Source organism: Petrimonas mucosa, from assembly GCF_900095795.1.
GTDB classification, from domain to species: Bacteria; Bacteroidota; Bacteroidia; order Bacteroidales; family Dysgonomonadaceae; genus Petrimonas; species Petrimonas mucosa.
The window spans coordinates 2,909,187-2,934,658 of record NZ_LT608328.1 but is presented as its reverse complement, the minus strand read 5'-3'; the positions used below and the strand labels follow the sequence as shown (position 1 = coordinate 2,934,658).

At 48.5% G+C, this 25,472-nt stretch carries 26 protein-coding genes and 4 tRNA genes; 18 read left to right on the top strand and 12 right to left on the bottom strand.

Annotation, left to right across the window (positions count from 1 at the left end):
* Positions 1-14 precede the first annotated feature (14 nt).
* The 9 genes from tuf to ING2E5A_RS11670 form a co-directional block, all read right to left on the bottom strand.
* On the bottom strand, positions 15-1,202 hold the full coding sequence (tuf, locus tag ING2E5A_RS11710) for an elongation factor Tu (protein ID WP_071137551.1): 1,188 nt from the start codon (positions 1,200-1,202) through the stop codon (positions 15-17).
* Positions 1,203-1,314: 112 nt separating this feature from the next.
* A tRNA-Thr gene (locus ING2E5A_RS11705) sits at positions 1,315-1,386 on the bottom strand.
* Positions 1,387-1,395: 9 nt separating this feature from the next.
* Positions 1,396-1,468, bottom strand: a tRNA-Gly gene (locus ING2E5A_RS11700).
* Positions 1,469-1,503: 35 nt separating this feature from the next.
* Positions 1,504-1,586, bottom strand: a tRNA-Tyr gene (locus tag ING2E5A_RS11695).
* 9 nt (positions 1,587-1,595) lie between these two features.
* A tRNA-Thr gene (locus tag ING2E5A_RS11690) sits at positions 1,596-1,669 on the bottom strand.
* Positions 1,670-1,775: 106 nt separating this feature from the next.
* Complete coding sequence (hpf, locus tag ING2E5A_RS11685; RefSeq protein ID WP_071137550.1) at positions 1,776-2,072, bottom strand: ribosome hibernation-promoting factor, HPF/YfiA family; 297 nt, start codon at positions 2,070-2,072, stop codon at positions 1,776-1,778.
* A gap of 13 nt (positions 2,073-2,085) precedes the next feature.
* Positions 2,086-2,976, bottom strand: a complete 891-nt coding sequence (locus ING2E5A_RS11680) for a tyrosine recombinase XerC (protein ID WP_071137549.1) — start codon at positions 2,974-2,976, stop codon at positions 2,086-2,088.
* A gap of 52 nt (positions 2,977-3,028) precedes the next feature.
* Positions 3,029-3,220: a 30S ribosomal protein S21 gene (gene rpsU / locus ING2E5A_RS11675; protein WP_071137548.1), complete on the bottom strand. Its 192-nt coding sequence runs from the start codon at positions 3,218-3,220 to the stop codon at positions 3,029-3,031.
* A gap of 221 nt (positions 3,221-3,441) precedes the next feature.
* A complete protein-coding gene (locus ING2E5A_RS11670; RefSeq protein ID WP_071137547.1) occupies positions 3,442-4,863 on the bottom strand; it encodes a sialate O-acetylesterase in 1,422 nt (473 codons plus the stop codon).
* Between the two features lie 123 nt (positions 4,864-4,986).
* On the opposite strand from ING2E5A_RS11670, the gene ING2E5A_RS11665 reads away from it, so the two are divergent.
* The gene (locus ING2E5A_RS11665; protein WP_071137546.1) at positions 4,987-5,676 is read left to right on the top strand and encodes an SMUG2 DNA glycosylase family protein; all 690 of its coding nucleotides are present in this window, start codon (positions 4,987-4,989) and stop codon (positions 5,674-5,676) included.
* A gap of 88 nt (positions 5,677-5,764) precedes the next feature.
* Here ING2E5A_RS11665 and dnaK read toward each other — a convergent pair whose 3' ends face one another.
* Positions 5,765-7,687 carry a molecular chaperone DnaK gene (dnaK, locus tag ING2E5A_RS11660; protein ID WP_071137545.1) on the bottom strand — a complete coding sequence of 641 codons (1,923 nt, stop codon included), beginning with the start codon at positions 7,685-7,687 and terminating at the stop codon, positions 5,765-5,767.
* A 218-nt stretch (positions 7,688-7,905) separates the two neighbouring features.
* Here dnaK and ING2E5A_RS11655 point away from each other — a divergent pair, with 218 nt between their 5' ends.
* From ING2E5A_RS11655 to ING2E5A_RS11615, 9 genes are all read left to right on the top strand, one after another.
* Complete coding sequence (locus tag ING2E5A_RS11655; RefSeq protein ID WP_071138347.1) at positions 7,906-9,423, top strand: DUF4301 family protein; 1,518 nt, start codon at positions 7,906-7,908, stop codon at positions 9,421-9,423.
* Positions 9,424-9,630: 207 nt separating this feature from the next.
* A complete protein-coding gene (gene porE, locus ING2E5A_RS11650; protein WP_071137544.1) occupies positions 9,631-11,604 on the top strand; it encodes a PorE family type IX secretion system protein in 1,974 nt (657 codons plus the stop codon).
* 77 nt (positions 11,605-11,681) lie between these two features.
* The gene (locus tag ING2E5A_RS11645) at positions 11,682-12,569 is read left to right on the top strand and encodes a DnaJ C-terminal domain-containing protein (RefSeq protein ID WP_071137543.1); all 888 of its coding nucleotides are present in this window, start codon (positions 11,682-11,684) and stop codon (positions 12,567-12,569) included.
* Positions 12,566-12,862, top strand: coding sequence for a chaperone modulator CbpM (locus ING2E5A_RS11640; RefSeq protein WP_071137542.1), 297 nt, complete (start codon positions 12,566-12,568; stop codon positions 12,860-12,862). Before ING2E5A_RS11645 ends, ING2E5A_RS11640 begins: the two co-directional genes overlap by 4 nt.
* 29 nt (positions 12,863-12,891) lie before the next feature.
* On the top strand, positions 12,892-13,794 hold the full coding sequence (gene porD / locus ING2E5A_RS11635; RefSeq protein ID WP_161942015.1) for a type IX secretion system protein PorD: 903 nt from the start codon (positions 12,892-12,894) through the stop codon (positions 13,792-13,794).
* Positions 13,795-13,801: 7 nt separating this feature from the next.
* Entirely contained in the window at positions 13,802-15,463 is a 1,662-nt protein-coding gene (gene recN, locus ING2E5A_RS11630) for a DNA repair protein RecN (protein ID WP_071137540.1), read from the top strand.
* Between the two features lie 35 nt (positions 15,464-15,498).
* Entirely contained in the window at positions 15,499-16,233 is a 735-nt protein-coding gene (rlmB, locus tag ING2E5A_RS11625; RefSeq protein ID WP_071137539.1) for a 23S rRNA (guanosine(2251)-2'-O)-methyltransferase RlmB, read from the top strand.
* 15 nt (positions 16,234-16,248) lie between these two features.
* Positions 16,249-16,626 (top strand): RidA family protein, encoded by a 378-nt coding sequence (locus ING2E5A_RS11620; protein WP_071137538.1) that lies wholly within the window; start codon positions 16,249-16,251, stop codon positions 16,624-16,626.
* A complete protein-coding gene (locus ING2E5A_RS11615; RefSeq protein WP_071137537.1) occupies positions 16,623-17,006 on the top strand; it encodes a YccF domain-containing protein in 384 nt (127 codons plus the stop codon). Before ING2E5A_RS11620 ends, ING2E5A_RS11615 begins: the two co-directional genes overlap by 4 nt.
* Here ING2E5A_RS11615 and tatC read toward each other — a convergent pair.
* Together tatC and ING2E5A_RS11605 are read right to left on the bottom strand one after the other, a co-directional pair.
* On the bottom strand, positions 17,003-17,830 hold the full coding sequence (gene tatC / locus ING2E5A_RS11610) for a twin-arginine translocase subunit TatC (protein WP_071137536.1): 828 nt from the start codon (positions 17,828-17,830) through the stop codon (positions 17,003-17,005). The two genes, ING2E5A_RS11615 and tatC, sit on opposite strands and share 4 nt — an antisense overlap.
* Positions 17,831-17,926: 96 nt before the next feature.
* Positions 17,927-18,130, bottom strand: a complete 204-nt coding sequence (locus ING2E5A_RS11605; RefSeq protein WP_071137535.1) for a Sec-independent protein translocase subunit TatA/TatB — start codon at positions 18,128-18,130, stop codon at positions 17,927-17,929.
* A gap of 298 nt (positions 18,131-18,428) precedes the next feature.
* Between ING2E5A_RS11605 and ING2E5A_RS11600 the strand changes: the two genes are divergently transcribed.
* From ING2E5A_RS11600 to ING2E5A_RS11565, 8 genes are all read left to right on the top strand, one after another.
* On the top strand, positions 18,429-19,880 hold the full coding sequence (locus tag ING2E5A_RS11600; RefSeq protein WP_071137534.1) for a glycoside hydrolase family 10 protein: 1,452 nt from the start codon (positions 18,429-18,431) through the stop codon (positions 19,878-19,880).
* A gap of 73 nt (positions 19,881-19,953) precedes the next feature.
* A complete protein-coding gene (locus ING2E5A_RS11595) occupies positions 19,954-20,442 on the top strand; it encodes a Fur family transcriptional regulator (protein WP_071137533.1) in 489 nt (162 codons plus the stop codon).
* A gap of 32 nt (positions 20,443-20,474) precedes the next feature.
* Positions 20,475-21,734: an adenylosuccinate synthase gene (locus tag ING2E5A_RS11590; protein WP_071137532.1), complete on the top strand. Its 1,260-nt coding sequence runs from the start codon at positions 20,475-20,477 to the stop codon at positions 21,732-21,734.
* A gap of 83 nt (positions 21,735-21,817) precedes the next feature.
* Positions 21,818-22,501: a zinc metallopeptidase gene (locus ING2E5A_RS11585; RefSeq protein WP_071137531.1), complete on the top strand. Its 684-nt coding sequence runs from the start codon at positions 21,818-21,820 to the stop codon at positions 22,499-22,501.
* 5 nt (positions 22,502-22,506) lie between these two features.
* Positions 22,507-23,223, top strand: coding sequence for a pirin family protein (locus tag ING2E5A_RS11580; protein ID WP_071137530.1), 717 nt, complete (start codon positions 22,507-22,509; stop codon positions 23,221-23,223).
* 63 nt (positions 23,224-23,286) lie between these two features.
* Positions 23,287-24,237 carry a TIGR01777 family oxidoreductase gene (locus ING2E5A_RS11575; protein ID WP_071137529.1) on the top strand — a complete coding sequence of 317 codons (951 nt, stop codon included), beginning with the start codon at positions 23,287-23,289 and terminating at the stop codon, positions 24,235-24,237.
* Positions 24,234-24,794 (top strand): YdeI/OmpD-associated family protein, encoded by a 561-nt coding sequence (locus ING2E5A_RS11570; protein ID WP_071137528.1) that lies wholly within the window; start codon positions 24,234-24,236, stop codon positions 24,792-24,794. The genes ING2E5A_RS11575 and ING2E5A_RS11570 overlap by 4 nt, the downstream gene beginning before the upstream one ends.
* A 248-nt stretch (positions 24,795-25,042) precedes the next feature.
* Positions 25,043-25,462 (top strand): VOC family protein, encoded by a 420-nt coding sequence (locus ING2E5A_RS11565; RefSeq protein WP_071138346.1) that lies wholly within the window; start codon positions 25,043-25,045, stop codon positions 25,460-25,462.
* The last annotated feature ends 10 nt before the right edge of the window (positions 25,463-25,472 follow it).

Below are 25,472 nucleotides of genomic sequence, written 5' to 3'. Positions count from 1 at the left end.
ATCTTGTAACTCTATTAATCGAGCAGCTCAGTGATCTGGCCTGCACCTACGGTGCGTCCACCTTCGCGGATTGCGAAGCGAAGACCTACGTTACAAGCAACGGGGTAGATCAGATCTACTTCGATGGTAACGTTGTCACCAGGCATAACCATTTCTACTCCTTCCGGCAACTGGATCTCTCCGGTTACGTCCAGGGTGCGGATGTAGAACTGAGGACGATATTTGTTATGGAACGGTGTGTGACGACCGCCTTCTTCTTTCTTCAGGATATAAACCTCTGCCTTGAATTTGGAGTGAGGTTGAACTTTTCCGGGGTGAGAGATAACCATACCACGTTTGATCTCATCCTTGTCGATACCACGGAGCAGCAAACCTACGTTATCGCCGGCTTCACCCCTGTCGAGGATCTTGCGGAACATTTCAACTCCGGTAACCACAGATTTCTTGCCTTCAGCACCCAGACCGATGATCTGAACCTCTTCACCGGTTTTGATAACACCGGTTTCGATACGGCCAGTGGCAACGGTTCCACGACCGGTGATCGAGAATATGTCTTCGATCGGCATGAGGAACGGTTTGTCGATATCGCGCGGAGGCAGCGGAATCCACTCGTCAACTGCATCCATCAGCTCCATGATCTTTTCTTCCCATTTCGGTTCGCCATTCAGACCACCAAGGGCAGATCCACGGATAATAGGAGTGTTGTCTCCGTCGAAGTTATAGAATGAAAGCAGTTCACGCATTTCCATCTCTACCAGGTCAAGCATCTCTTCGTCGTCAACCAGGTCGACCTTGTTCATGAAAACAACCAGCTTCGGAACGTTTACCTGACGTGCCAGCAGGATGTGTTCGCGAGTTTGAGGCATAGGACCGTCAGTTGCGGCAACAACGATGATGGCACCGTCCATCTGGGCAGCTCCGGTTACCATGTTCTTCACATAGTCAGCGTGGCCCGGGCAGTCAACGTGTGCGTAGTGACGATTTGCTGTTTGGTATTCAACGTGTGAAGTGTTGATAGTGATACCTCTTTCTTTTTCTTCCGGAGCGTTGTCGATAGAATCGAACGAACGTACTTCAGAGAAACCTCTTTTTGCCAAAACGGTGGTAATCGCAGCCGTTAAGGTGGTTTTACCGTGGTCAACGTGACCTATCGTACCGATGTTAACATGCGGCTTCGTCCGCTGAAAATGTTCTTTTGCCATAAAATATACTATTAATTAGTTTTTAATAAAATGTTGAATTTTCAATCCCGTACGTCATTAAGTAGCCAAAAATGAGATGCTGATCCCAGCACCCTCATTTTCCCGTTTCATGAGCCGATGGCGGGAATTGAACCCGCGACCTCTTCCTTACCAAGGAAGTGCTCTACCACTGAGCTACATAGGCGAAATTTAGAGCGGAAGACGGGACTCAAACCCGCGACCCTCAGCTTGGAAGGCTAATGCTCTATCAACTGAGCTACTTCCGCAATAAAAGCCGAAGATTGTATTCTTCATTGCTTTGTGGGCAGTGATGGATTCGAACCACCGAAGGCGTAAGCCAGCTGAGTTACAGTCAGCCCCATTTGGCCACTCTGGTAACTGCCCAAAATTTTGAGCCTCTTGTCGGATTCGAACCAACGACCCCGAGATTACAAATCACGTGCTCTGGCCAACTGAGCTAAAGAGGCTTATAATCTTGCGATTAACCGCTTCCCCCCGTCGATAGGGGAGAAACGGTCGCAAAGGTAGTGATATTTTTTGGATAACCAAAACTTTCGAATGATTTTTTCTCGATTATCTCTCCTTTTTCTCTTTCGTCTTCAATATCTGCTTCTCCAATGCTTCGGCACAGAGGTCTATGGCCTCTTCAAACGTGTCGGCGACTTTGCTGGCAAAGGCCTCGCCGTTTCTCAAATTCATCTTTACGGACGCCTCTTTGTTTTTTGCGGTTTCGGGCTTGATAACCTTCAGGAGCACTTCAGTTTGAATAATACTGTCATTGAATCTTTCGAGCTTTTTGATCTTTTTTTCAGTAAATGCCTTTAACTGTTCCGTAGCATCGAAATTGACCGACTGAATACGTAATTCCATAATCTTTCCTCCTTTAGTTTTTTGCTCTCGGATGAGCGTTATGATACACTTTTTTTAATTCTTCGAAGGTTACATGTGTGTAAACCTCTGTTGATGCCAGACTTGAATGCCCCAGCAGCTCCTTGACGGCATTTATCTCTGCACCGTTGTTGAGCATTTCGGTGGCGAAAGAGTGCCGCAAAACGTGTGGACTCCTTTTCGGTAGGGTGGAGATCGAGTCGAGATGTTTCCTGACGATGTTATAGATCATTTTCGGATACATTTGTTCTCCATTTTTTCTAACAAACAGGAAGGCCGTTTTGTTTGGAACTTCCCGGTCTCTCACGTTTATATAGTTTTTCATTTTTTCTACAGTGGCGTCGGATAGGGGAATGATGCGCTGTTTGTTTCTTTTTCCGGTGACCCGTACTGTCTTGGAGTAGCCGTCGATGTCGGCATCTTTTAACCCGATGAGTTCCGATTTCCGCATGCCTGTCACATAAAAGAGCTCTATGATAAAGCGGTCTCTCACCCCTTCAAAAGATTCGGGATAGGCAAGTTCGTCATCGATGATCCGTGTCATCTCTTCGTGATGGACAAATGCCGGAAGTTTTCTGGATGTTTTGGGCCCTCTGATCTTTTCGGCGGGGTTGCTGTTGATCTTGCCGATTTTCTTAAGGTATTTGAAAAAGGATTTTACCGCGCTCAATTTCCGGTTTACCGATCGGGGGGTGATGCCGGTCTCGATCAGGTGCGCAATCCAGTGCCGGATAAGGTCGCTGTCTACCTGTTCCGGGGAGAAAACTCCACACTCCTCTACAATGAATTGCTGAAATTGTGTCAGGTCGGTAAAATAAGAAATCTCCGTATGAGAGGAGTAATTTTTCTCATTACGGAGATTCTGTATCCATTTTTCCTTCCACATATCGAACCTGGTTGATATGCGAAGTTAGGAAAAATAATTTTAACTATGCAAATTAATCTTCGTTTTCTTGCATTTTCTGTACGTAAATAGCGTGTTGTTTCTTTTTGCGCTTTACGACCGAAGGTTTGGCGTAAGCCTGGCGGCTGCGAAGCTCCTTTACAACACCGGTTCTTTCATATTTACGTTTGAATTTCTTTAAGGCCCTTTCGATGTTTTCGCCCTCTTTTAATTGTACGATGATCATATTTTTATTTTTTGAGATTATTGTTTCTACAAGATTTATAGTGCACATGATGTTTCATGTGCTTGTGGCATCCGCCTTAGTCGGCGGAATGAACGATAGATATGTTGTACTATACTGGTGTCTCTTTGAGTGTTACAATAACCTCCCTTCTATTTGCGGGTGCAAAGATATGAAATAAAAAATTATCTGTCAACATCGTGGCCATCAATTTCTAAAAAAAATTACCAGTTGTCGGTCCTGAACGAAGAGACGGGGAGGTTCCCTTCTACCGTAAAGATCTCCGCTGCTGCGGTGTCGTTGAAACAGTAGCGGACAGCTGCCGGTTTTTTTACATTTGGCGAGAAGACAAAGATCTGATTGCCGGATACCGCCGCTTTTGCCGGGAAAAAGCGTTTGTCTTCACCTGCAATCTGGAATTGCTGCACCTCTTTGCCGTTTGTGGTGAGACCCGGACCGGTAACATCCATCGTGATGATGGCCACACGTCCTTCAACGGTGAGGGACTTCACTTCAGGACTGCGATAATGCATTCTCTCCATGCCGTATGTCTTTGCCAGTGCCCAGAATGCAAGACGCTCCCCGGCAAGTTTCTTCTTGGGAGGATGGATGCAAAGCGGACTGTCTGAATCCATCAGGACTGCCATCCCAGTGTTGGGGGTAGTCTTCATCCCTTTGGCCTGTGCTTCGCGGATATATGCGGAGTTGAGTCCACCTCCGTAGTTGAAGGGGGCAATCTGGCAGTAATAGAACGGGAATTCTCCTGCTTCCCATATGTTACGCCATTCACGTACCATCTTGTCGAACAGTTCCACATATCTCTCCGGTTCGTCGCGGTTGGACTCGCCCTGGTACCAGATAGCACCGCGAATACCATATCCTGCGATGGGGTGTATCATGCCGTTGTACAACACGGTGGGGGAGCCGTTCTGGGATTTGATATCCTTGTCGGTTGCGGGAATCTCCACATCAGGAATGACGCTCTTGATGGAGGAGGGGGTCATCCATGCCTCGATGCGCGACCCGCCCCAGCTGGTGTGGATCAGGCCGATGGGAATGTCCAGTGTCTGGTTCAACATCCGGGCAAAGAAATAGCCAGTTGCGGTGAAGTTCGGAGTTGTTTCAGGCCCTGCAATCTCCCAGGTTCCAGAACAGTCCTCCTGAGGAGCAGACTTGGAGGCTTTTTTCACGGTGAAGCAACGGATGCCCGGATTGCGGGAAGCGGCAATTGCTTCAGGTCCACCTTCAATAGGTTGATCCATAAATCCTTTCATCGGCATCTCCATGTTGGATTGACCCGAGCAAACCCAAACCTCGCCGATCAGGATGTTGGACAAGGTGACCGGTTTACCGTCGCTGATGGTAACGGTGTACGGGGTATAACTGGCAGCAGGCGTTTTTACCTTAAGTCTCCAATAACCTTGACCGTCACTTTTTGCCGAATAGCTTTTCTTGTCCCACGAGGTGGTGACACGTACGGAGCCGTTTGGTTTTGCCCAACCCCAGAGTGCCACTTCCGATTGTTGCTGCAATACCATGTTGTCGCCAAAGATCGAAGGCATCTTGATATCTGCATGGAGTGGCAACATGGAGGCAGTGAGGAATAGAAGAAGTAGAAGAGAGAATTGTTTTGTGAAGATTTTCATCTGTCGTTGATTTAGATTTTGTATTAAATGATTAAACTCCGGTTAGATTTATTTTTTTGTTGTTTGATTCATGAGATGCATCGGTCGGCAAAGATAGTCATTTTTTTAATATCTTTGGGCCCTATGACAACATTTGCAGAGAAAGTAATTGCATTCAACCGCCGGTTGAGATACACCGGTGAACTGCCGGATGGGTTTCAGGTAATCAATCCGTTTTTAGATAATCCGGAAACGTTGACGGTAATGGCCACCTTCTACCGAAAGTATTACAACGATGACGGTAAAAGGAGATTTCTGGCAGGAATAAATCCGGGCAGACTCGGTGCAGGGGTAACGGGTATCCCGTTTACCGATACTAAGCGGCTGGAGAGTGCCTGTGGTATCGTCATGCAATCTGCCCATACTCACGAGATCTCCTCGCTCTTTGTCTATGATATGATCGAAGCCTATGGCGGACCTGCCCGCTTCTATTCCGATTTTTATATCAACTCTCCGTTTCCTCTGGCAATCATTCGGAAGACTCCAGCTGGTGGCTGGCTCAATGCGAACTATTACGATGATCCGGCGCTCTTTGAGGCGGTGAAGGGTTTTATGGTCCAGTCGCTGAAACAACACATCGAGTTGGGATTAGATACTTCGGAGGTGTTTGTGCTGGGTAAGAAAAATGCCGAGTATATTGGCAGACTAAACGCAGAAGAGAGGCTGTTCGGCAAGCTGACGGTCCTGGAGCATCCCCGTTACATTCAGCAGTACAGGTCGAGAGAGAGGAAGGCTTATATCGACAAGTACCTGCGGGCATTTCATGGAGAGTGACCGGCTAGCCGCTCTCCTGCAACAAAAAAACCGCAGTAAATTGAATGTTTACCGCGGTTTTGAACCTATTTAATAGCTATTTTATGGCTTACTTCACCTCTTCGAAGTCGACGTCGGTGACGTCGCCCTGCTGGTTTCCGCTTTGGTTTCCTCCTGGCTGCTGGCCACCGAAATCCTGCGGACCGGCCTGTTGACCACCCGCCTGGGCGTTGGCTGCATTGTACATCTCCTGTGAGGCAGCCTGGAACGCCGTATTCAGTTCAGCCATACATGCGTCGATATCGGCAATATTCTGAGCTTTGTGAGCCTCTTTCAGTTTGTTCAATGCATTTTCGATAGGTGCTTTTTTGTCGGCCGGAATCTTGTCGCCGAACTCTTTCAGCTGTTTTTCGGTCTGGAAAATGGTTGAATCGGCCTGGTTCAATTTGTCGATACGCTCTTTTTCCTTCCGGTCGGCTTCAGCATTGAGGGCTGCTTCCTCTTTCATGCGCTTGATCTCCTCTTCGCTCAATCCTGACGAAGCTTCAATGCGGATTTTCTGCTCTTTACCCGTAGCCTTGTCCTTTGCTGAAACATTCAGAATGCCGTTGGCGTCAATATCGAACGTCACCTCAATCTGTGGAACACCGCGAGGTGCTGGTGGAATCCCGTCGAGGTTAAATACCCCGATCTGCTTGTTGTCTCGGGCCATTGGACGTTCTCCCTGCAGTACGTTAATCTGTACCGAAGGTTGATTGTCGGCAGCTGTAGAGAATATTTCAGATTTTTTGGTCGGAATGGTGGTGTTGGCTTCGATAAGTTTCGTCATTACGCCACCCAAGGTTTCAATACCCAGTGACAACGGAGTGACATCCAGCAGCAATACATCTTTCACCTCTCCGGTAAGAACGGCACCCTGTATGGCTGCACCAATGGCTACCACCTCGTCGGGATTGACCCCCTTGTGGGGTGTCTTTCCAAAGAGTCTTTCAACCAAGGCCTGAACAGCCGGAATACGGGTCGATCCTCCCACAAGTATCACCTCGTCGATATCTGAATTTGTCAATCCTGCATCTCTCATTGCCGTCTGGCAAGGAGTCACGCACTTCTGCAACAGGTCGTCGATCAGTTGCTCGAACTTGGCGCGGGTAAGGGTTTTCACCAAGTGTTTGGGAATTCCGTTTACCGGCATGATGTAGGGCAGGTTGATCTCGGTGCTGGTGGTGCTGGAGAGTTCGATCTTGGCCTTCTCTGCAGCCTCTTTCAGCCGCTGCAGTGCCATCGGATCCTTGCGCAGGTCTACGCCTTCCTCGTTCTGGAACTCATCGGCAAGCCAATTGATGATCCGGTGGTCGAAATCATCACCTCCCAAGTGGGTATCTCCGTTGGTCGATTTCACCTCAAAGACGCCATCTCCCAACTCCAGTATCGAAATATCAAAAGTACCGCCACCCAGGTCGAACACGGCAATCTTGGAATCCTTGTGCTGTTTGTCCAGACCATATGCCAAGGCGGCTGCCGTCGGTTCATTGACAATGCGGCGTACCGTCAATCCGGCAATCTCTCCTGCCTCTTTGGTAGCCTGCCGCTGAGCATCGCTAAAATAGGCTGGTACAGTGATGACAGCCTCCGAGACGGTTTGACCGAGATAATCCTCGGCGGTCTGTTTCATCTTCTGAAGCACGATTGCTGAAATCTCCTGTGGAGAATAGAGATGCCCGTTGATGTCTACACGCGGGGTATTGTTGTCGCCCCTAACCACTTTGTAAGGGATCCGTCCAATCTCTTTCTGCACCTGATCGAACGTTTCACCCATAAATGTTTTTATGGAGTATACGGTGTGTTTGGGGTTGGTTATTGCCTGACGCTTTGCCGGGTCACCCACTTTTCGCTCTCCGTTTTCGACAAAAGCCACAACTGACGGTGTGGTACGTTTCCCTTCGTTATTAGGGATTACAACAGGCTCGTTACCTTCCATAACCGAAACGCAAGAGTTTGTGGTCCCTAAGTCTATTCCTATTATTTTTCCCATAATTTTATATGTATGTATTTAATTGATTAATTCTGATCTATAGCTTCTTTTTATCCATTTTCAAATCTTATGCCAAAAAATGATATTTGAAAACAAACTGACAGATTGTCGGTAATATTTTAGCACTCTGCCGGGACTCTTTTTAAAGTTTTTCGTTATCTTTGAGGTGTTTCCGCATGGGAACCGGAGTTGATTTTCTTATAAAAAAATTGAACGATATGTTTACAAAAGAGGATTTAGCGTTGTTGCGGAAGAAGAATATTTCACAACAGCAGATTGAGGAGCAGTTGAATTTTTTCAGAAATGGCTTCCCCTTTCTGAAAATTGTAGCGCCAGCATCGGTTGAGAAGGGGATTCTTCGCATAACGGAATCCGAGATGGAAGAATACCGGAGGGCATGGCAGGGTGCACTGGAGGCAGGAAAGAGCGTGACCAAGTTTGTGCCTGCATCGGGTGCGGCAAGTCGGATGTTCAAGGAGTTGTACACGTTTCTGAATTCAAGCAGCGATAGGCCGGAGACTCATTTCGTAACAACCTTCTTTGATAATATAGGCCGGTTTGCATTTTACGATGCGCTTAACGAGGCCTGCAGGAAAAAAACCGGAAAGAGTGTGCCGGAGCTTCTCGGTTCCGGCAACTATAAGCAGGTGGTGAAGATACTGCTCTTGCCGGAGGGTTTGAATTATGGCAACCTGCCAAAGGGGCTGTTGCTGTTCCATAGCTACAAGGAGGGAAACAGGACACCGGTGGGTGAACAGCTGACCGAGGGTACATACTATGCAAAAGAGAGGAGTGGAGTGGTGAATGTTCACTTTACAGTTTCGGAAGAACACCGGGAGCTGTTTGAATTGCTTGTTGCTGCGCGGCGATTGGGTTATGAACTGAAGTTGGGGGCAAAATTCAAGGTCTCATACAGCGTACAGAAGTCGAGTACCGATACCCTGGCCGTGGATCTGGAAAATAATCCCTTCCGTAATGAAGATGGATCGTTGCTTTTCCGTCCCGGCGGTCACGGCGCATTGATCGAGAACCTGAATGAGATCGATTCCGATTTCATTTTCATCAAGAATATAGATAACGTTGTTCCAGATCGCTTAAAGGAGAACGAAGCCTTTTACAAGCAGCTTTTGGGAGGCGTACTGGTGAAAATTCAGCAACGGGCATTTGGCTATCTCGATGAGCTGACGTCGGGAGCATGCAGCGGCGACAGGTTACAGGAGATATTGACCTTTACCGAGAATGAGCTTTGTATTGCCCCCAACAGGTCGTTTGCCGACGAGGGGCAGCTCAGGGAGTATCTGATAGCCAAACTCGACCGGCCGTTTCGCGTCTGCGGAATGGTCAAGAACGTGGGGGAACCGGGTGGCGGACCATTTATTGTCGAGAATCCCGACGGAACGGCATCGTTGCAGATACTGGAGAGTTCCCAGATCGATGAAAATGATGAGAAGGCGGTGGCAGCATTCCGGAACGGATCGCATTTCAATCCGGTGGATCTGGTCTGCGGCGTGAGATGTTACAAGAACAATAAATTTGATCTAACCCGATTTGTAGACAAGAATACCGGTTTTATCTCGCAAAAGTCCAAAAACGGAAAAGAGTTGAAAGCTCTGGAACTGCCCGGTTTATGGAATGGTGCCATGAGCGACTGGAATACCGTTTTTGTGGAGGTGCCCCTGACCACGTTCAATCCGGTAAAGACGGTGAATGATCTGCTGCGTCCGGAACATCAGTGAGCCATCTTCGATCCCTTGCCGCTTTCTACTCGTTTTAGACAATATTTGAGCAGAAAGCAAGTTAATCATTTAAGTTTTAGCAAGCATTTAAATTTGGCACTAATCCTCTATTCTCATCCCCTTTGCAACTTGAATAAGGATGCAATTGTGCATGGGATCTCTTCTTGAACAACAGAAGATGCGGCCGTTAGTGCACAAGGCTGACAAATGACCCGGAGAGCATACTTTTTACCGATAGTGGCAGTGGTGTTGCTGGCTTCCTGCCGGCAGGCGCGACTTGGCGATGCCCGTTCGCAATACCTCAGGGGTGAGTATTTCGCTGCCTCCGAAACCTATAGGAGAGTATACAGGGATATTAGGCCCGACCAGCGTGCGATGCGGGGAGTGGTTGCCTATGAGATGGCCGAAGCCTGTCGCCGGCTGAATCTGGTCAGTCGGGCAGCAAACGCATATGCCAATGCCATCCGGTACAACTATCCCGATACGGTGCTCTATTTGCGGTATGCGCAGACATTGCACAAACTGGGAAAATATCGGCAAGCGCAGCAGGCATATGAAAATTTTCTGAAGCTGGATTCTGGAAATATATTGGGAGTAAACGGTTTGCTGGGGGTGCAGCAGGCGATGGAACGGAAGCACTCCACCTCGAGGTATGTGGTGAAACGGATGGAGATCTTCAACTCTAACCGCGGGGAGTTCAGCCCTGCATTTGCGAAGCGCGATGCGGTGCTCTATATCACCTCGTCGCGCAATGAAGCCCGGGGTGACTCGCTCAGCAACATTACGGGAATGAAATACAACGATATCTTTATTGCTGCCAGAAATGACAAGGGTGAATGGCAAAGGCCGGCAATCATGGACTCTGAGATCAATACCCCGTTTGATGAAGGTACTCCGTCGGTGTCGGCAGACGACAACTACCTCTTTTATACCTATTCACCCGTAGATTATCAGGTGGCATCACTTCCCAGAATCTATTATGCCCAACGTAAAGGCGGTAGTTGGAGCGCCGGAAAAGAATTGAAAATGAGCGAAGGCGATACGCTCTCGCTCTTTGCACATCCGTCGGTTTCCCCGTCGGGCAGTTACCTCTATTTTGTCTCCGACATGCCGGGGGGGTATGGAGGCAAAGATATCTGGCGTGCCCGGCTTGAGGGGACCAAAGTCCTTTCTACCGAAAATCTGGGACCGGAGATAAATACACCGGGTGATGAGATGTTCCCCTACATCAGGGATGACTCCACACTCTACTTCTCTTCCGACGGACATCCGGGGCTGGGTGGTCTGGACTTGTACGAGGCCAGGTTGGTGTCTGCCCGCAAACGATGGGTGGTCAGGCATATGGATTCACCAATCAATTCATCCATGGACGATTTCGGTATTGCCTTCGAGAAGGGGAGAGAGCGCGGATTCTTCAGCTCCAACCGTGACGATGCAAGGGGACGCGACCATATCTTTTCGTTCGAGTACAGGGAGCCGGAAGTCTTTGTGGAGGGATCGGTCATGGACCAGGAGAGAAGGGGGATCCGCAAAGTGATGGTGTCGGTTGTTGGCGATAACGGTTTTCGGCATGAATATACCACCGGGGAAGAGGGCACTTTTAGGTTCCGGGCGGAGAGAGGGGTGAACTATCTTCTCCTGGCCAGCAATGAGGGGTTTCTCAACGGTAAGAAAAGGTTGAAGACCTCTGCAGAAGAGAGAGATACGGTTTATTTTGTTAATTTTGAGATGATCCCGTACAATATACCGGTAATTCTCGAAAATATCTTTTTTGATTTTGACAAGGCTGAGTTGCGGCCGGAGTCGAGGGAGGAACTCGACAGGCTTGTGGAGATATTGAATGACAATCCGGCAGTGACCATCGAACTTTCGGCACATACCGACAGGAAGGGTGATGAAACGTACAACGAGAACCTGTCGCTCCGTCGTGCCAGTTCAGTGATGCGCTACCTTATCGACAACGGAGTGGATCCGCTACGATTATCGGCTGCAGGTTACGGAAAAAAAGTACCCCAGACGGTTACGGCAGCCATTGCGGATAAATATGGCTTTCTGAAGGAGGGAGACCGGCTGGATGAAACCTTTATCGAGAGGTTGACACCTGAGCAGCAGGAGATAGCAGACCAGCTCAACCGGCGGACGGAATTTCGCGTAACCGGCTCATCTTTAGGGATTTTCTGATTTACTCGATTTCGTCAGGAGGTTGCTGCAAAAACGGCTCATTTTTTGCTATATTTGTGTTTCAATTGTTTGAAAAAATGGCCTATATCGATTACTATAGTATTTTGGGCGTGGGAAAAGAGGCGTCGGCCGAGGAGATCAAGAGGGCATACCGGCAAAAGGCGCGTAAGCTGCATCCTGATCTGAATCCGGACGATAAGGAGGCTCACCGGAAATTTCAGTTGCTGAATGAAGCCAACGAGGTGTTGAGCGACCCGGAAAAACGGGCCAAATACGACAAGTATGGTGAAAACTGGAAGCACGGTGAAGAGTATGAGAAAGCGCAGCAGCAAACAGGATACACTTTTTACACCGGGGATGATTTCTCCGATAGCGATTTTTCCGATTTCTTCCGTTCGATGTTCGGGGGTGGGTTCACGCAGCGGGAGACCAGACACTCCGGTCGCAGGTACAGGGGCGGGGATTACCGGGCCGAATTGAGGCTGTCGCTCCGTCAGGCAATGCAGACACATCAGCAAACTTTGAACATTAACGGAAAGAATATCCGTATTACCATTCCTGCAGGGGTGTCGGACGGCCAGAAAATAAAACTGGCCGGGTATGGTCAGCCGGGAATTAACGGAGGGCCGGCCGGAGACCTCTACATTACGTTTGTCATTGAAGAGGATCCCCATTTCAAGCGGCTCGGAAATGATCTCTACACGACGGTCAATATAGGGTTGTACACTGCCGTCCTAGGTGGTGACGCAACGGTAGATACGCTCGATGGTCAGGTGAAGATAAAAGTAAAGCCCGGAACGCAGCCAGAAACGAAAGTTCGACTGAAAGGGAAAGGGTTTCCGGTATACAAGATGGAGAATACGTTTGGCGACCTTATCGTGACAATAAAGGTAGAGATACCTCAATATTTGTCGCCAAGGGAGCGGGAGTTGTTTGTCGAACTGTCTAAACTGAACCGATCATGAACGAAAAGAGAATGTTGTACAGCGACTGTATCCGTATCTATGAAGTGGAGGAGACATTTATCGACTCGCTTGGGGAGCTTGGGCTGGTTCGCCTGTCGGGGGATGGCGACGACCGGTTCGTGGAATATGACGAGCTGGAACTGCTGGAACAGTTTATCCGTTGGCATAACGATATGGATATTAATGTGGAAGGAATCGAGGCGTTGCATCATATGCTGATGCGGGTAAAACTGTTGCAGGCAGAGATCGATTCCCTGAAAAATGAGTTGCAGTTTTACCGTTCATTGATATAGAGATCTCTTTTAATTATAGAATGTTGAATATGAGACAGATCCTTCTACTACTCATTTTCTGTTGCTGCAATATCGGTTGCCCGGTCGCACAGGAACTCAATGCCGCTGTTACCGTCAACAGCTCCCGGATAGGGGGAGACCGTCAACTGTTCGATAGGCTCGAGCAGCAGCTGGGAAGCTTCATCAATGAACGGAAATGGATGGAGGAGCAGGGTGCTGCGGATGAGAAGATCGACTGCTCCTTTACCCTGCTCATTCACGAGATGCCATCTCCCTCGTCATTCAAGTGCGAGCTGCTGGTCCAGGCCAGACGGCCTGTTGCCGGAACAACCCGTAAAACAACACTGCTGAATTATCGCGAATCCTCTTTGCTGTTCGATTATACCGATTTCCAGCCGCTGGAGTTCAATCCCGACCATATCACCAGCAACCTGGTTGCGACCATCGCCTTTTATGCCAACCTGATTATTGGACTTCATTCCGACTCGATGACCCCATTGGGAGGATCCGCATCTTTCCGACAGATGATGGCTATTGCCAATAATGTTCAGTTCAACCACTGGAGCGGATGGGATATGGATGATCGGGGACGGAACAGGTATGCCATTGCTGCTCTCTTTAATGATCCCGCATTTGAGGATTACCGCACGATGTGGTATGGTTATCACCGTGAAGGTTTGGATGAAATAGCGATAAATAGTGAAAAAGGTCGTCAAAAAGTTGTAACTTCGCTGTCTGTAATCGCCTCGCTCCATAAACGCCGTTCAGGCATACTTCCGGTTTCGCTTTTCGGTACCGCCAAGTTGGATGAACTGGTGGATGTGCTTGCCGGAATGCCACAACAGGAAAAGCTGGCGGCATGCGACATGCTGCAGGAGACTTATCCGGCGCAACGTCCTGTCTGGGAAAGATTACTACGAACAAACCGTTAGGAAGAATATGCTGAAATCGCTAGCAATAGAGAATTACGCGTTGATAGATTCGCTCCAGATCGATTTTGACAAAGGCTTCTCGGTAATTACCGGTGAAACCGGGGCCGGAAAATCGATTATCCTGGGTGCCCTGTCGCTGATTTTGGGACAACGTGCAGATAGTCGGTTTATCAAGCAAAATGAGCAAAAATGCACCATCGAGGGTATTTTCGATCTTTCCAGGTACGATCTGCAACAGTTTTTTGATGAACGGGAGTGGGAGTATGATCCCGATGAATGTATCTTGCGACGCGAGATCTGGACAAACGGCAAATCGCGGGCATTCGTAAACGATTCGCCCGTCTATTTGAATGATTTGAAAGAGTTGGGCGACAGGTTGATAGATGTTCATTCGCAACACCAGAACCTGTCGTTGAACGACAACCTCTATCAATTGAACGCATTGGATATCCTTGCAGACTCAAAAGAGGAGAGAGAGCTGTTCCGGAGAGCCTTCCAGGAGTATGAAGCCTGCCGGAAAGAGTTGATCGATCTGCAGGAACAATCGAGGAAAAACAGGGAGGAGGCCGATTATCTCCAGTTCCAGTTCGACAATTTGGCCGGCGCAAAACTGCAAGCCGGGGAGCAGGAGAGGTTGGAGGCAGAACTGGAAACCATTACTCATGCCGAAGAGATCAAATCGTCACTTTTTGCCGTTACAGACTCACTCTCGGGCGAAGGTGATTCCGTTGAACAGAGACTGAAAACGATCGCCGATAGATTGAAGGGAATACAGCGCGTTTTCCCGGTTGCTTCCGAGTTGGGGCAACGGGTGGAGTCGGCATATATCGAACTGAAAGAGGTTCGGATCGAGGCAGAGAGATACTTTGACGGGATTGAGTACAATGCCGGGAGACAACAGTTGGTGGAGGAGCGGTTGAGTCTGATTTACGATTTGCAGAAAAGACATTCGGCAAGCTCGGTTGAGAAGTTGCTGGAGATTCAGGAGCAGTTGGAGAACAGGCTGAAGGGAATCCAATCGTTGGACGAACATCTGGACCTGCTGGAAAAAGAGATGTCTGAAAAGCAGCAAGCGATGCTGCAGAGAGCGGAGATCCTGAGTAAAAAAAGAGGATCGGCTCTCCAGCCGGTTGAGAAGCTGCTGACAGAAAAACTGATCTATCTGGGAATGCCCAATGCAAGATTCAGGATCGAGGTAACCTCAAAGAGCAATCCCGACATGACTGGAAAAGATTCTGTCAACTTTCTCTTTTCGGCCAATAAAAACAGTCCGTTGATGCCTGTTGCCCAGGTTGCATCAGGTGGAGAAATCTCCCGTTTGATGCTTTGCCTGAAGTCGATGATAGCAGGCGCAACTGCCCTCCCGACGGTTATTTTCGATGAGATTGATACCGGAACTTCGGGAGAGATTGCCGACAAGATGGGGTCGATCATGCAGGATATGGCACACGACATGCAAGTTATTGCCATTACCCATCTGCCACAGATTGCAGCAAAGGGAACGAAGCATTACACTGTCTACAAGGAGGATCGCGACGAAACAACGCTCACCCGGATGAGCCTGTTGACCCCTGACGAAAGGGTGATGGAGATTGCCAGGATGCTGAGTGGGGCCGAGGTTACGGATCAGGCGGTTGAAAATGCCCGGGTGATGTTGGGAAGCCAGTAGATAAATAAAAAGCTTACGCTGATACTTATAAAAGAATGAAAGAAAAGGAGATGATTTTTGGCATCCGTGCCGTGATAGAAGCGGCAGAAGCCGGGAAAGATATCGATAAGGTGCTGGTAAAGCGCGAACTGTCGGGCGAACTTTTTAAGGAACTGCAGGAAGTGTTGCGCCGTTACGAGATCCCGATGCAGAAGGTGCCGCTTGAAAGAATTGACAGGATCACCCGCAAAAACCATCAGGGGGTTGTGGCCTTTACCTCGGCGGTTACCTATCAGAAGCTGGATCAGATCGTGCCGTTTTTGTATGAGCAAGGGAAAACCCCGCTTATAATAGTGCTCGACGGCATTACCGATGTGAGAAACTTCGGTGCCATTGCCCGTACATGCGAGGTGGCGGGGGTGGATGCCATAGTGATCCCGGCACGGGGGAGCGTATCGGTAAACGGTGACGCCATAAAGACGTCAGCCGGAGCATTGCACTCTATTCCGGTATGCAGGGAAAACAACCTGAAGGAGGCTGTCGTTTTTTTGAGAAACAGCGGAATAAAGGTGGTGGCTGCATCGGAAAAAGCGGCAAGGAACTATACCGGAACCGATATGTCGGTACCTGTAGCCATCTTGATGGGTTCGGAGGATGAGGGCGTTTCACCCGAAATCCTGCGCGTGTGCGATGAACTGGTAAAGATTCCCCAGTTTGGAACCATCCAGTCGCTCAATGTTTCGGTGGCGGCCGGCGTGATGATTTACGAAGCAGTACGACAACGGAATTAATTAAACTCAAACCATATGAAGATAGTGATTTCAACCCAGAATGCTCCTGCGGCTATCGGCCCCTATAGCCAGGCGATTGAGGCTAATGGAATGGTGTTCATCTCCGGTCAGCTCCCCATTGACCCACTGACAGGAGAGCTGGTTACGGGGGGAGTGAAGGAGCAGGCGACACAATGTTTCAGAAACATCCGGGCAATCCTGGAAGAGGCGGGACTTACAACGGCAAACATTGTAAAAACGACCGTGTTTTTGGGTGACATGTCGCTCTTTTCCGAAATGAACGAGGTATATGCTCAACAGTTCGACGGGGCGTTTCCTGCCCGATCTGCCATTGCGGCCAAAGGGCTCCCCAGAAATTGCATGGTGGAAATTGAAGCGATTGCCGTAAGATGAGAACGCTGGGGAATGTGATCTGGATAATATTCGGTGGCATATTTATTGCCATCGAATATGTTGTTGCCAGTATTGGTCTGATGATTACGATAATCGGTATTCCCTTCGGTCTGCAATCGTTGAAATTGGCGGAGATGGCGCTCCTGCCGTTCAACAAGAGAGCGGTGCAAAGTGATGCCGCTTCGGGATGCCTCTCGCTGATCATGAATATCATCTGGTTTTTTATCGGTGGTCTCCCCATAGTGCTTACACACCTGTTATTTGGGGTACTCTTCTATGTCACCATCATTGGCATTCCTTTCGGAAACCAGCATTTCAAGTTGATGAGACTGGCATTCTCACCGTTCGGGAAGGTGGTCATCAACCGCGGTAGCAACTAGTCGGCCACGGCAGGCAGATTTGTCTCTTCCTCCTCTTCAGGAGGATCTTTCTTGACCACGAAAGCGCTGATTTCCCATAACATGTAGAGGGGAATGGTAACCACGATAAGCGAGAAAGGATCGCCAGAGGGAGTGATAATGGCTGCCAGGACCATTGACCCTACAACCGCATGTCTGCGGTAGGACTTGAAAAATGAGCGGTAGATCAGTCCCAGGTTCGATAATAGCCAGAAGACCAGCGGCAGTTCAAAGACTACTCCCATAATGAGGATAAGGGTGTAGAAATTATTCATGTAGGAGTCGAGCGAGATGGTATTCTTGATGGTCTCACTCAGCTCAAAGGTGATCAGAAACCTGAAGATCAGCGGAAATACCATGAAATAACCTACCAGGCAACCGATTACAAACATGACTCCGCCAAATCCGAAAGCCATCTTGACCCCTTTAGTCTCGTTCTCGTAGAGAGCAGGGCTGATGAAGCGCCATAACTCATAGAGGATATAGGGGATGGCCAACAGCACTGCCAAAGCCAATGAGGTTGAGATATAGGTCATGAACTGTGTGGTCATGTTGATATTCAACATCTCCACATTGAAAGCGTCGGCCGAAAAATCGGGAAGGAACGGAATGAACTGGCTGGCGTTCTCCAGAAAACGGTATGTGACAAAGTCGGAAGAGCTGGGAGCAAGAATTATCGAGTCGAAAATCTTGGGAACAAGAATGAATCCCGCAATAGCCAAGACAAAAACGGCAATGATAATCCGTATCAATGTCCAGCGAAACTCCTCGAGATGGTCCCAAAAGGACATTTCTTTCTCTTTCATGCAGCCAACAGATTACAATTTAATCTCGGGATTAATCCACCCTGTTTTGTGGATTAATCCCGAGAGCATACGGTTTTATACTAAATGGAAAAGAGATTACTGATTGTTCGTTGTTGTCTTGTCAGTAGGATCGGCTTTGATCTCCTCTTCGATTTCATTCAGTCCTCTCTTGAAGCTATTGATCCCTTTACCAAGCCCTTTCATGAATTCAGGAATTTTCTTTCCACCAAAAAGAATCAGGACAACCAAAATGATAATGGGTATTTCCCATCCGTTTAAATTAAAAAGCAGTGGATTCATAGGTCTTATTGTTAATTTGTTTTTTTCGCAAACAGTTTCTCTACGCAAAAGTAGGATTAATTATTAAGTTTCGCAATAATATTGCGATAAAGTTTTGTAAAAAAGGAGAAGCACCCTTTGCCGGTGTCGGTTGCTTTCGCTTTGATGCTGTGTCTGTTCGCATTGCTTCAGGTAATGCAGATCAGCTGCACGCTGTTGATCGGATGCGCGGGTTTAAATGTTAACATACGAAAAATGTGTGGTGGAGCACTCTTTTTGTTTTAAATTTGTGTTGCCAAGTTTAGAACGATTATAATTAATGAATAGAATGTGCCTGCTTCTCATCGTTTTTCAGACAGTTGCGATGGGAATTTTTTCTGCCACTCCCCCTGCAGTGGAGGTCAGGGCTGTTTGGTTGACAACAAATTACGGGCTCGACTGGCCAAAGAACAGGGTCAGTCAGGAGATGCAGAAAAGTGAGTTGATCGCTATTCTCGACAGCCTGCAAAAACTCAATTTCAATACGGTGCTGTTTCAGGTTCGGGCGCGGGGTGAAGTGTTCTATGATTCTGAAATCGAACCGATGGCCTCGATAATTGTCTCTTCAAAAGTGGGAGAGCCGAAATTCGATCCCCTCGCTTTTGCCATCGAGGAGTGTCATAAGCGCGGTATGGAGCTGCATGCATGGATGGTGACCTATCCGTTGGGAATGGATAAGCATGTCAGAAGCCTGGGCGCCCGGTCGGTCACGAAAAAAGATCCCTCCATCACCAAAAAGCATCGCGGAGAATGGTTTCTAGATCCGGGTAACCCGAGAACCGATGACTATCTCCTCTCCATGGTCAAGGAGATAGTTTCGAGATATGATGTAGACGGAATCCATTTCGACTATATCAGGTATCCCGATAACCGGGGACGGTTTCCCGATACAGGTATGCATAGGCTTTACGGTGATGGGAAAACGTTGCAACAATGGCGCAGGGATAACATCACCAGGTTTGTGACCAGCGCGTATGACCTGGTGAAAAGTGAAAAAAAGTGGGTACAGGTGAGCAGTGCACCGTTGGGACGGTACAGGGCGCTGGGCAACGTCGGGGTTGGATGGACAGCTCTGGAGACGGTTTATCAGGATGCCGCACTCTGGTTGAAGTCAGGCAAGCACGATGCCATCTACCCGATGATGTATTACAAGGAGCACCTTTTCTATCCATTTGTGGACGATTGGCTCGATAACGGAAACAGCCGTATCATTGTCCCGGGACTGGGAGCCTATCAGATGGTGGAACGGAACTGGAGCCGGCAGGATATCCTGGATCAGATTGATTACACAAGAAGACACGAAACGGCCGGTCAGGCATACTTCAGAACCGATAACCTGTTGTCGAACACCAAGGGGATTCTCGACACACTTAAACACTACTACCGGAATCCTGCAAAACTTCCGCCGATGAGGTGGCTTTCGGACGAAGTGCCAGGTGCTCCGTACGATCTGATGGCAGAAAGTGTGAACGGTAAGCTTCAATTGAGCTGGAAGACCGACAATCGAGAGGAGCGGGTCACCTACAACATCTATAGAAGCGAATCGGCTGTTCTCGACGTGAACATGGCCGGAAATATCCTCGCTACAGGAGTGAGAAACCCTTTTTACGAGTACCCGGCAGTGGTAGATGAAAAAGGGTATTACTACTTTGTAACGGTTTCAGACTCATATCATAATGAGAGTGATGTCTGTTATCCGGCATTTTTCGTTCATTCCGAATTGGAGAAGTGAACTGAAATGCATATTTTGATAAAAATATCAAATAAATAACTTCAAGCGATTGAAAAATAAATATTTTTGTACTATGGATGGTAGTCAAAAGCTGAGGAAGCAGGTTAAAGACGAGTTCATGCAGTATCTCTCTGATCATAAGCATCGTAAGACTCCGGAAAGGTTTGCCATACTCGATCATATATACAATACGAAAGGACATTTCGACATGGATTCTCTCTACAAGTCGATGGTAGATGTAAATTTCCGTGTCAGCCGGGCAACGCTTTACAATACCATCGAACTGCTGCTCGATTGCGGCCTGGTTGTGAAGCACCAGTTCGGAGGAAACATCTCGAAGTACGAACGTGCTTACGGCAACGAGAATCATGATCATATCATCTGTACCAGTTGTGGTGAGGTATGGGAATCCAAGAACGGGAACCTCTTTACACCGGCACAGCAACGAAAGATAAAGAAGTTTACCGTGAGTTATTACAGCATGTATATCTATGGGATTTGCAGCAAGTGCAGCCATGCCAGGAAGGTGGCGTTGAAAAAGTTGAAAAAGGAGACGAAATAATAAACCATACACTTGGTTCTAATTGAAGAAAAATGAATGTAGATGTAATTTTAGGCCTTCAGTGGGGCGATGAAGGGAAAGGTAAAGTGGTAGATGTGTTGACGCCCAACTACGATATTGTGGCCCGTTTTCAAGGCGGACCGAACGCCGGACATACATTGGAATTTGAGAATCAGAAATATATACTGAGATCAATTCCGTCGGGAATTTTTCAACCCGGAAAAGTCAACATTATCGGCAATGGAGTTGTATTGGACCCGGCACTCTTCAAGGCGGAGATTGAGGCGTTGGAGGCATCGGGGCACCCGCTTACCGACCGGCTATTTATTTCCAGGAAGGCACACCTGATTCTTCCAACCCACAGGTTGTTGGATGAAGCGATGGAAAAGGCAAAAGGCGACTCGAAAATCGGTACCACGGGTAAGGGAATTGGTCCCACCTACACCGATAAGGTGAGCAGGAACGGCTTGAGGGTGGGAGACCTGTTCGACAATTTCGAGGAGAAATACAAAAAAGCTACGGCAAGACATATCGAGATGCTGGCTCAATACAATTTTGAATATGATTTGGAAAAGGTTGAAAGCGAATGGTTTGCCGGAGTAGAAAAGTTAAAGTCATTCCGGGTGATCGATTCGGAGCACTTCCTCAATAAGTCACTTGCGTCGGAGAAGAGGGTGCTTGCCGAGGGTGCGCAGGGATCGATGCTCGACATCGATTTTGGCTCCTATCCATTTGTGACATCATCCAGTACCGTTTGTGCCGGAGCCTGTACCGGACTGGGCATTGCCCCGCAAAAGATCGGAGAGGTGTATGGTATCTTCAAGGCCTACTGTACCCGCGTGGGTAGTGGTCCTTTTCCCACGGAGCTGTTCGATGAGACGGGACAGCAAATGCGGGATCTGGGCCGTGAATATGGTTCGGTTACCGGACGTCCCCGCCGATGCGGATGGATCGATCTGGTGGCACTTCGCTATACGGTGATGCTCAATGGGGTGACCCGGCTGGTGATGATGAAAAGTGATGTGCTGGACAGTTTCGAGACCATTAAGGTGTGCGTGGCATACAATGTTGACGGGGAGGAGACCGAGGATCTGCCTTTTGACATTACTGGAAAGATTGAACCGGTCTACGCAGAATTGCCGGGTTGGAAGACCGACATGACCAACGTGCAATCTGAAGATGAATTTCCGGAAGAGTTCAATGCTTATCTCTCGTTTCTGGAGGAGGAGCTGGGTGTACCGATTGCCATTGTTTCAGTGGGACCTAACCGGGCGCAGACAATTATCAGATAGGTCGGTAGAGATGAGGGAAAGAATAGACAAAACAATTATGAACAGTTTGACGTTTAAGGAAAAGATAATTAATTGAGGATAACATGAGTGCAGTTTGGATTCTAATGATAATAATTGCGATTGCAGGATTTGCCGTACAGGCGATGCTGCAGAGCCGATTTAAAAAATATTCGAGAATTCCCTTAAGGAACGGAATGACAGGACGGGAGGTTGCAGAAAAGATGCTTCACGACAACGGTATTTACGATGTTCAGGTCATTTCGGTACGCGGTCAGTTGACCGATCACTATAATCCCGTCAACAAGACCATCAATCTGAGTGAACCGGTATACAACAGCAACAGTGTGGCTGCAGCTGCAGTGGCTGCCCACGAGACAGGACACGCACTGCAGCATGCCAAAGGATATCTCCCCTTGAAGATGCGTTCGGCCTTGGTGCCTGTTGTCAGTGCCTCCTCACGCTGGGTTACATGGATATTGCTGATCGGAATCATTACGGTATCGACCTTTCCGGCTTTGTTGTGGGTGGGGATCGCACTGTTTGCCATGACAACCCTATTCAGTTTCGTGACGCTTCCAGTTGAGAAAAATGCGACTGCCAGGGCGCTACGCTGGTTGAGCAGTGCCGGCATTACCGATGTTGGCAATCACACGCAAGCCACCGATGCTTTACGTTGGGCGGGATATACCTATGTCGTGGCCGCCTTGAGTTCACTGGCGACCCTTCTCTATTACATCATGATTGCCTTGAGCGGCAGCAGAAGATAAACAGAATGAAAACAGTTTACCACCCTGCGGAGAGTCGCGGCTTTGCCGACCATGGATGGCTCAGGAGCAGCCATACATTCAGTTTTGCCAATTATTACAACCGGGAGAGGATGCATTTTGGCGCTTTGCGCGTGATCAACGATGACTGCGTGAAGGGAGGCGAGGGGTTTGGCACACATCCGCACAGCGACATGGAGATTATTTCATTGCCGCTTGAGGGTGCACTCCAACACCGTGACAGTATGGGAAACGGCAGCATTATCCGCAGGGGAGATGTGCAGGTGATGTCGGCAGGGAGTGGTATTACACACAGTGAGTTTAATGCTGATCCCGATCAGCCGGTAAAATTCCTGCAGATCTGGGTATTCCCGAGGGAGAAGGGAGGCACGCCCCGATACGGTCAGGTACGCATTGCCGATTTTACCCGACGTAACGATTTTCAACAGATCGTTTCGCCCAATCCTGAAGATGAGGGTGTCTGGATTCATCAGGATGCCTGGTTCCACCTCGCCGATTTTGATAAGGGAACTGTTAAAACGTATGAGATGAAAAAAACCGGTAACGGAGTATATCTTTTTGTTATCAGCGGCAGGGCGAAAGTTGGTCTCCAGATATTGGACCGGCGCGACGGTTATGGAATCTGGGATACCGGAGGTTTTACACTGGAGGTGCTTGAAGACTCTGAAGTGCTGGTGATTGATGTTCCCATGGAATTACCCTGAAACTATAGATAAAGACGGCAACCAACGGCCGTCTTTTTTGTTTATAATAAAAGTGTTGCTGCGATGAAAACAGTCTTAATTACCGGAGGATCGGGCCTGATTGGGCGGAAACTGTCGCGACTGCTTGTCGAAAAGGGGTACAGGGTAATCTGGCTGAGCCGTGAACGATTTCTTAAAGCCGAAATTCCGCGATACAGGTGGAATTATCAGCGGAACGAAATTGAGATCGAGGCGGTGGAGCAGGCAGATATTATCATCCATCTGGCGGGATCGGGTATCGGAGATGACTCCTGGACAAGACAGAAGAAGCAGGATATAGTGGAGAGCCGTGTTCAAACGGCACAACTGCTGCTCGATACCGTGAAGGGGTTAGAGAAAAAACCGGATCTTTTTATCTCGGCCTCGGCAATCGGTTATTATGGATCGGACATAAGTCAGGATCTCTACACGGAGGATAGTGGTGCTGCTCATGGTGATTTTCTGAGCCGAACCTGCCGCAAATGGGAACAGGCCGCATTCAGTTTCCAGGCGGAGCTCAATATCCGGACAGTTGTGTTGCGTACGGGATTTGTGATCTCAAAAAACAGCGAAGCATTCAGAAAGATGGTGCTTCCTACCCGTTTCGGCCTGGGAGCACCCATCGGGAGCGGCAGGCAATATCTCTCGTGGATACATATTGAAGATCTTTGCCATATCTACCTGAAGGCCATCGAGGATTCCGGGATGAAAGGCGTATACAATGCCGTTTCACCGGAATTCATCAGCAATGCAGATTTCATGCACACTTTGGCCAAAGTGATGCGACGTCCGTTTTTCATGCCGAATCTCCCGGCCTTTTTAGTGCGACTGGTGATGGGCGAAGCTGCATCGATAATTTTGGGAGGGAGCAGAATCTCGTCCAGAAAGATTCAGGATGCCGGCTACCAATTCCTGTATGATACATCAGAGAAGGCAATCGGCGCTGCATTAAAGGCAATAGGGGAGACGGAGAAGAGAGTGAGGGGCGGGAGATGAAGACGTTACTCCATATCTATACTCGTCTTGAATGGCGACAGTGGCTCGAGCAGAATTTCCGCAGCGAGAAGGAAGCCTGGCTCGTTTTTCCGGCAAAATCGACCGGGAAAGCCGGTATTCTCTATAATGATGCGGTAGAGGAGGCTTTATGCTTCGGATGGATCGACAGTATCCGGAAGAGGGTAGATGCCGGACATACCGCGCAGCGCTTTTCTCCCCGCAAGCCTACAAGCAGTTACTCTCAGCCCAACAGAGAGCGGTTACGGTGGTTGGCCGCAAATAATCTGTTACACCCGGAGATCGTTGAACGAGTTCGGGATGTCCTTTCGGAGCCATTTGTCTACCCTCCGGATATCGTTACTGCTTTGCAACAGGATGAGGTGACCTGGAGGAACTTTCAGAATTTTTCCGAATCCTACAAACGAATTAGGATCGCCTATATTCAAGATGCGCGTAACCGTCCCGGGGAATTTGAAAAGCGGCTGCGGAATTTTCTTGCAAAGAGTGGCCAAAACAGAAAAATTAGAGGACATGGTGGCGTAGAGAAATATTATTGAAATTTTATACCACACCCGAAGCCAACCTGTCGTTCAAGGAAGGTTTTCCGGTTACAAAACTGGCAATGGTTCCACCCAGCTGTCTTATGATAAGCCGATCCCCCGGAATTGCTCCGCCGGATCATTCGCTTCAAGGGGACTTCTAACCAGCCAGGGACAAAAAGATGATATGGAGGATACCTTGTAGAGTGGTATCTGTATGGGCGATGAGTGTAACTGAAGTTGAACAATTAAAAAAATTAAAGAACATGGCTAAATTAAATCCCTATCTCAATTTTGACGGTACATGCGAAGAGGCTTTCCTTTTTTACAGATCTGTTTTTGGTGGTGAATTCCGGGGGGAGATTTTTAAAATGAAGGATATCCCCGATATGGAAATTCCGGCAGGAGCTGAAAACAGGGTGATGCACGTGGCATTGCCCGTTGGTGACGATCTGCTGATGGGTTCAGATACCTATCCCGGCCAACCCTTTGTTGTGGGCAATAATAACTACATCAGTATCTTCCCCGAAAGTCGGGAGGAGGCTGACCGCCTTTTTGAAGCCCTGTCTGAAGGGGGTGAGGTGGAGATGCCCATGGCTGATCAGTTTTGGGGCGACTATTTCGGCAGCCTGAAGGATTGCTTCGGCATCCAATGGATGATCAATTACCCGTCACAAGACCAATAAGGGCTAATAC

What these genes read in the sequence shown, in the direction of transcription:
- hpf (WP_071137550.1), bottom strand. Translation starts at nt 2,072, where the DNA reads ATGGAATTACGTATTCAGTCGGTCAATTTCGATGCTACGGAACAGTTA.
- tatC (WP_071137536.1), bottom strand. Translation starts at nt 17,830, where the DNA reads ATGAAAGAGAAAGAAATGTCCTTTTGGGACCATCTCGAGGAGTTTCGC.
- ING2E5A_RS11655 (WP_071138347.1), top strand. Translation starts at nt 7,906, where the DNA reads ATGTTTACAAAAGAGGATTTAGCGTTGTTGCGGAAGAAGAATATTTCA.
- ING2E5A_RS11595 (WP_071137533.1), top strand. Translation starts at nt 19,954, where the DNA reads ATGGATGGTAGTCAAAAGCTGAGGAAGCAGGTTAAAGACGAGTTCATG.
- ING2E5A_RS11615 (WP_071137537.1), top strand. Translation starts at nt 16,623, where the DNA reads ATGAGAACGCTGGGGAATGTGATCTGGATAATATTCGGTGGCATATTT.
- ING2E5A_RS11580 (WP_071137530.1), top strand. Translation starts at nt 22,507, where the DNA reads ATGAAAACAGTTTACCACCCTGCGGAGAGTCGCGGCTTTGCCGACCAT.
- ING2E5A_RS11570 (WP_071137528.1), top strand. Translation starts at nt 24,234, where the DNA reads ATGAAGACGTTACTCCATATCTATACTCGTCTTGAATGGCGACAGTGG.
- ING2E5A_RS11680 (WP_071137549.1), bottom strand. Translation starts at nt 2,976, where the DNA reads ATGTGGAAGGAAAAATGGATACAGAATCTCCGTAATGAGAAAAATTAC.
- ING2E5A_RS11585 (WP_071137531.1), top strand. Translation starts at nt 21,818, where the DNA reads ATGAGTGCAGTTTGGATTCTAATGATAATAATTGCGATTGCAGGATTT.
- ING2E5A_RS11600 (WP_071137534.1), top strand. Translation starts at nt 18,429, where the DNA reads ATGAATAGAATGTGCCTGCTTCTCATCGTTTTTCAGACAGTTGCGATG.
- dnaK (WP_071137545.1), bottom strand. Translation starts at nt 7,687, where the DNA reads ATGGGAAAAATAATAGGAATAGACTTAGGGACCACAAACTCTTGCGTT.
- rlmB (WP_071137539.1), top strand. Translation starts at nt 15,499, where the DNA reads ATGAAAGAAAAGGAGATGATTTTTGGCATCCGTGCCGTGATAGAAGCG.
- ING2E5A_RS11645 (WP_071137543.1), top strand. Translation starts at nt 11,682, where the DNA reads ATGGCCTATATCGATTACTATAGTATTTTGGGCGTGGGAAAAGAGGCG.
- porE (WP_071137544.1), top strand. Translation starts at nt 9,631, where the DNA reads ATGACCCGGAGAGCATACTTTTTACCGATAGTGGCAGTGGTGTTGCTG.
- ING2E5A_RS11565 (WP_071138346.1), top strand. Translation starts at nt 25,043, where the DNA reads ATGGCTAAATTAAATCCCTATCTCAATTTTGACGGTACATGCGAAGAG.
- tuf (WP_071137551.1), bottom strand. Translation starts at nt 1,202, where the DNA reads ATGGCAAAAGAACATTTTCAGCGGACGAAGCCGCATGTTAACATCGGT.
- ING2E5A_RS11590 (WP_071137532.1), top strand. Translation starts at nt 20,475, where the DNA reads ATGAATGTAGATGTAATTTTAGGCCTTCAGTGGGGCGATGAAGGGAAA.
- rpsU (WP_071137548.1), bottom strand. Translation starts at nt 3,220, where the DNA reads ATGATCATCGTACAATTAAAAGAGGGCGAAAACATCGAAAGGGCCTTA.
- recN (WP_071137540.1), top strand. Translation starts at nt 13,802, where the DNA reads ATGCTGAAATCGCTAGCAATAGAGAATTACGCGTTGATAGATTCGCTC.
- ING2E5A_RS11640 (WP_071137542.1), top strand. Translation starts at nt 12,566, where the DNA reads ATGAACGAAAAGAGAATGTTGTACAGCGACTGTATCCGTATCTATGAA.
- ING2E5A_RS11605 (WP_071137535.1), bottom strand. Translation starts at nt 18,130, where the DNA reads ATGAATCCACTGCTTTTTAATTTAAACGGATGGGAAATACCCATTATC.
- ING2E5A_RS11665 (WP_071137546.1), top strand. Translation starts at nt 4,987, where the DNA reads ATGACAACATTTGCAGAGAAAGTAATTGCATTCAACCGCCGGTTGAGA.
- ING2E5A_RS11575 (WP_071137529.1), top strand. Translation starts at nt 23,287, where the DNA reads ATGAAAACAGTCTTAATTACCGGAGGATCGGGCCTGATTGGGCGGAAA.
- ING2E5A_RS11620 (WP_071137538.1), top strand. Translation starts at nt 16,249, where the DNA reads ATGAAGATAGTGATTTCAACCCAGAATGCTCCTGCGGCTATCGGCCCC.
- ING2E5A_RS11670 (WP_071137547.1), bottom strand. Translation starts at nt 4,863, where the DNA reads ATGAAAATCTTCACAAAACAATTCTCTCTTCTACTTCTTCTATTCCTC.
- porD (WP_161942015.1), top strand. Translation starts at nt 12,892, where the DNA reads ATGAGACAGATCCTTCTACTACTCATTTTCTGTTGCTGCAATATCGGT.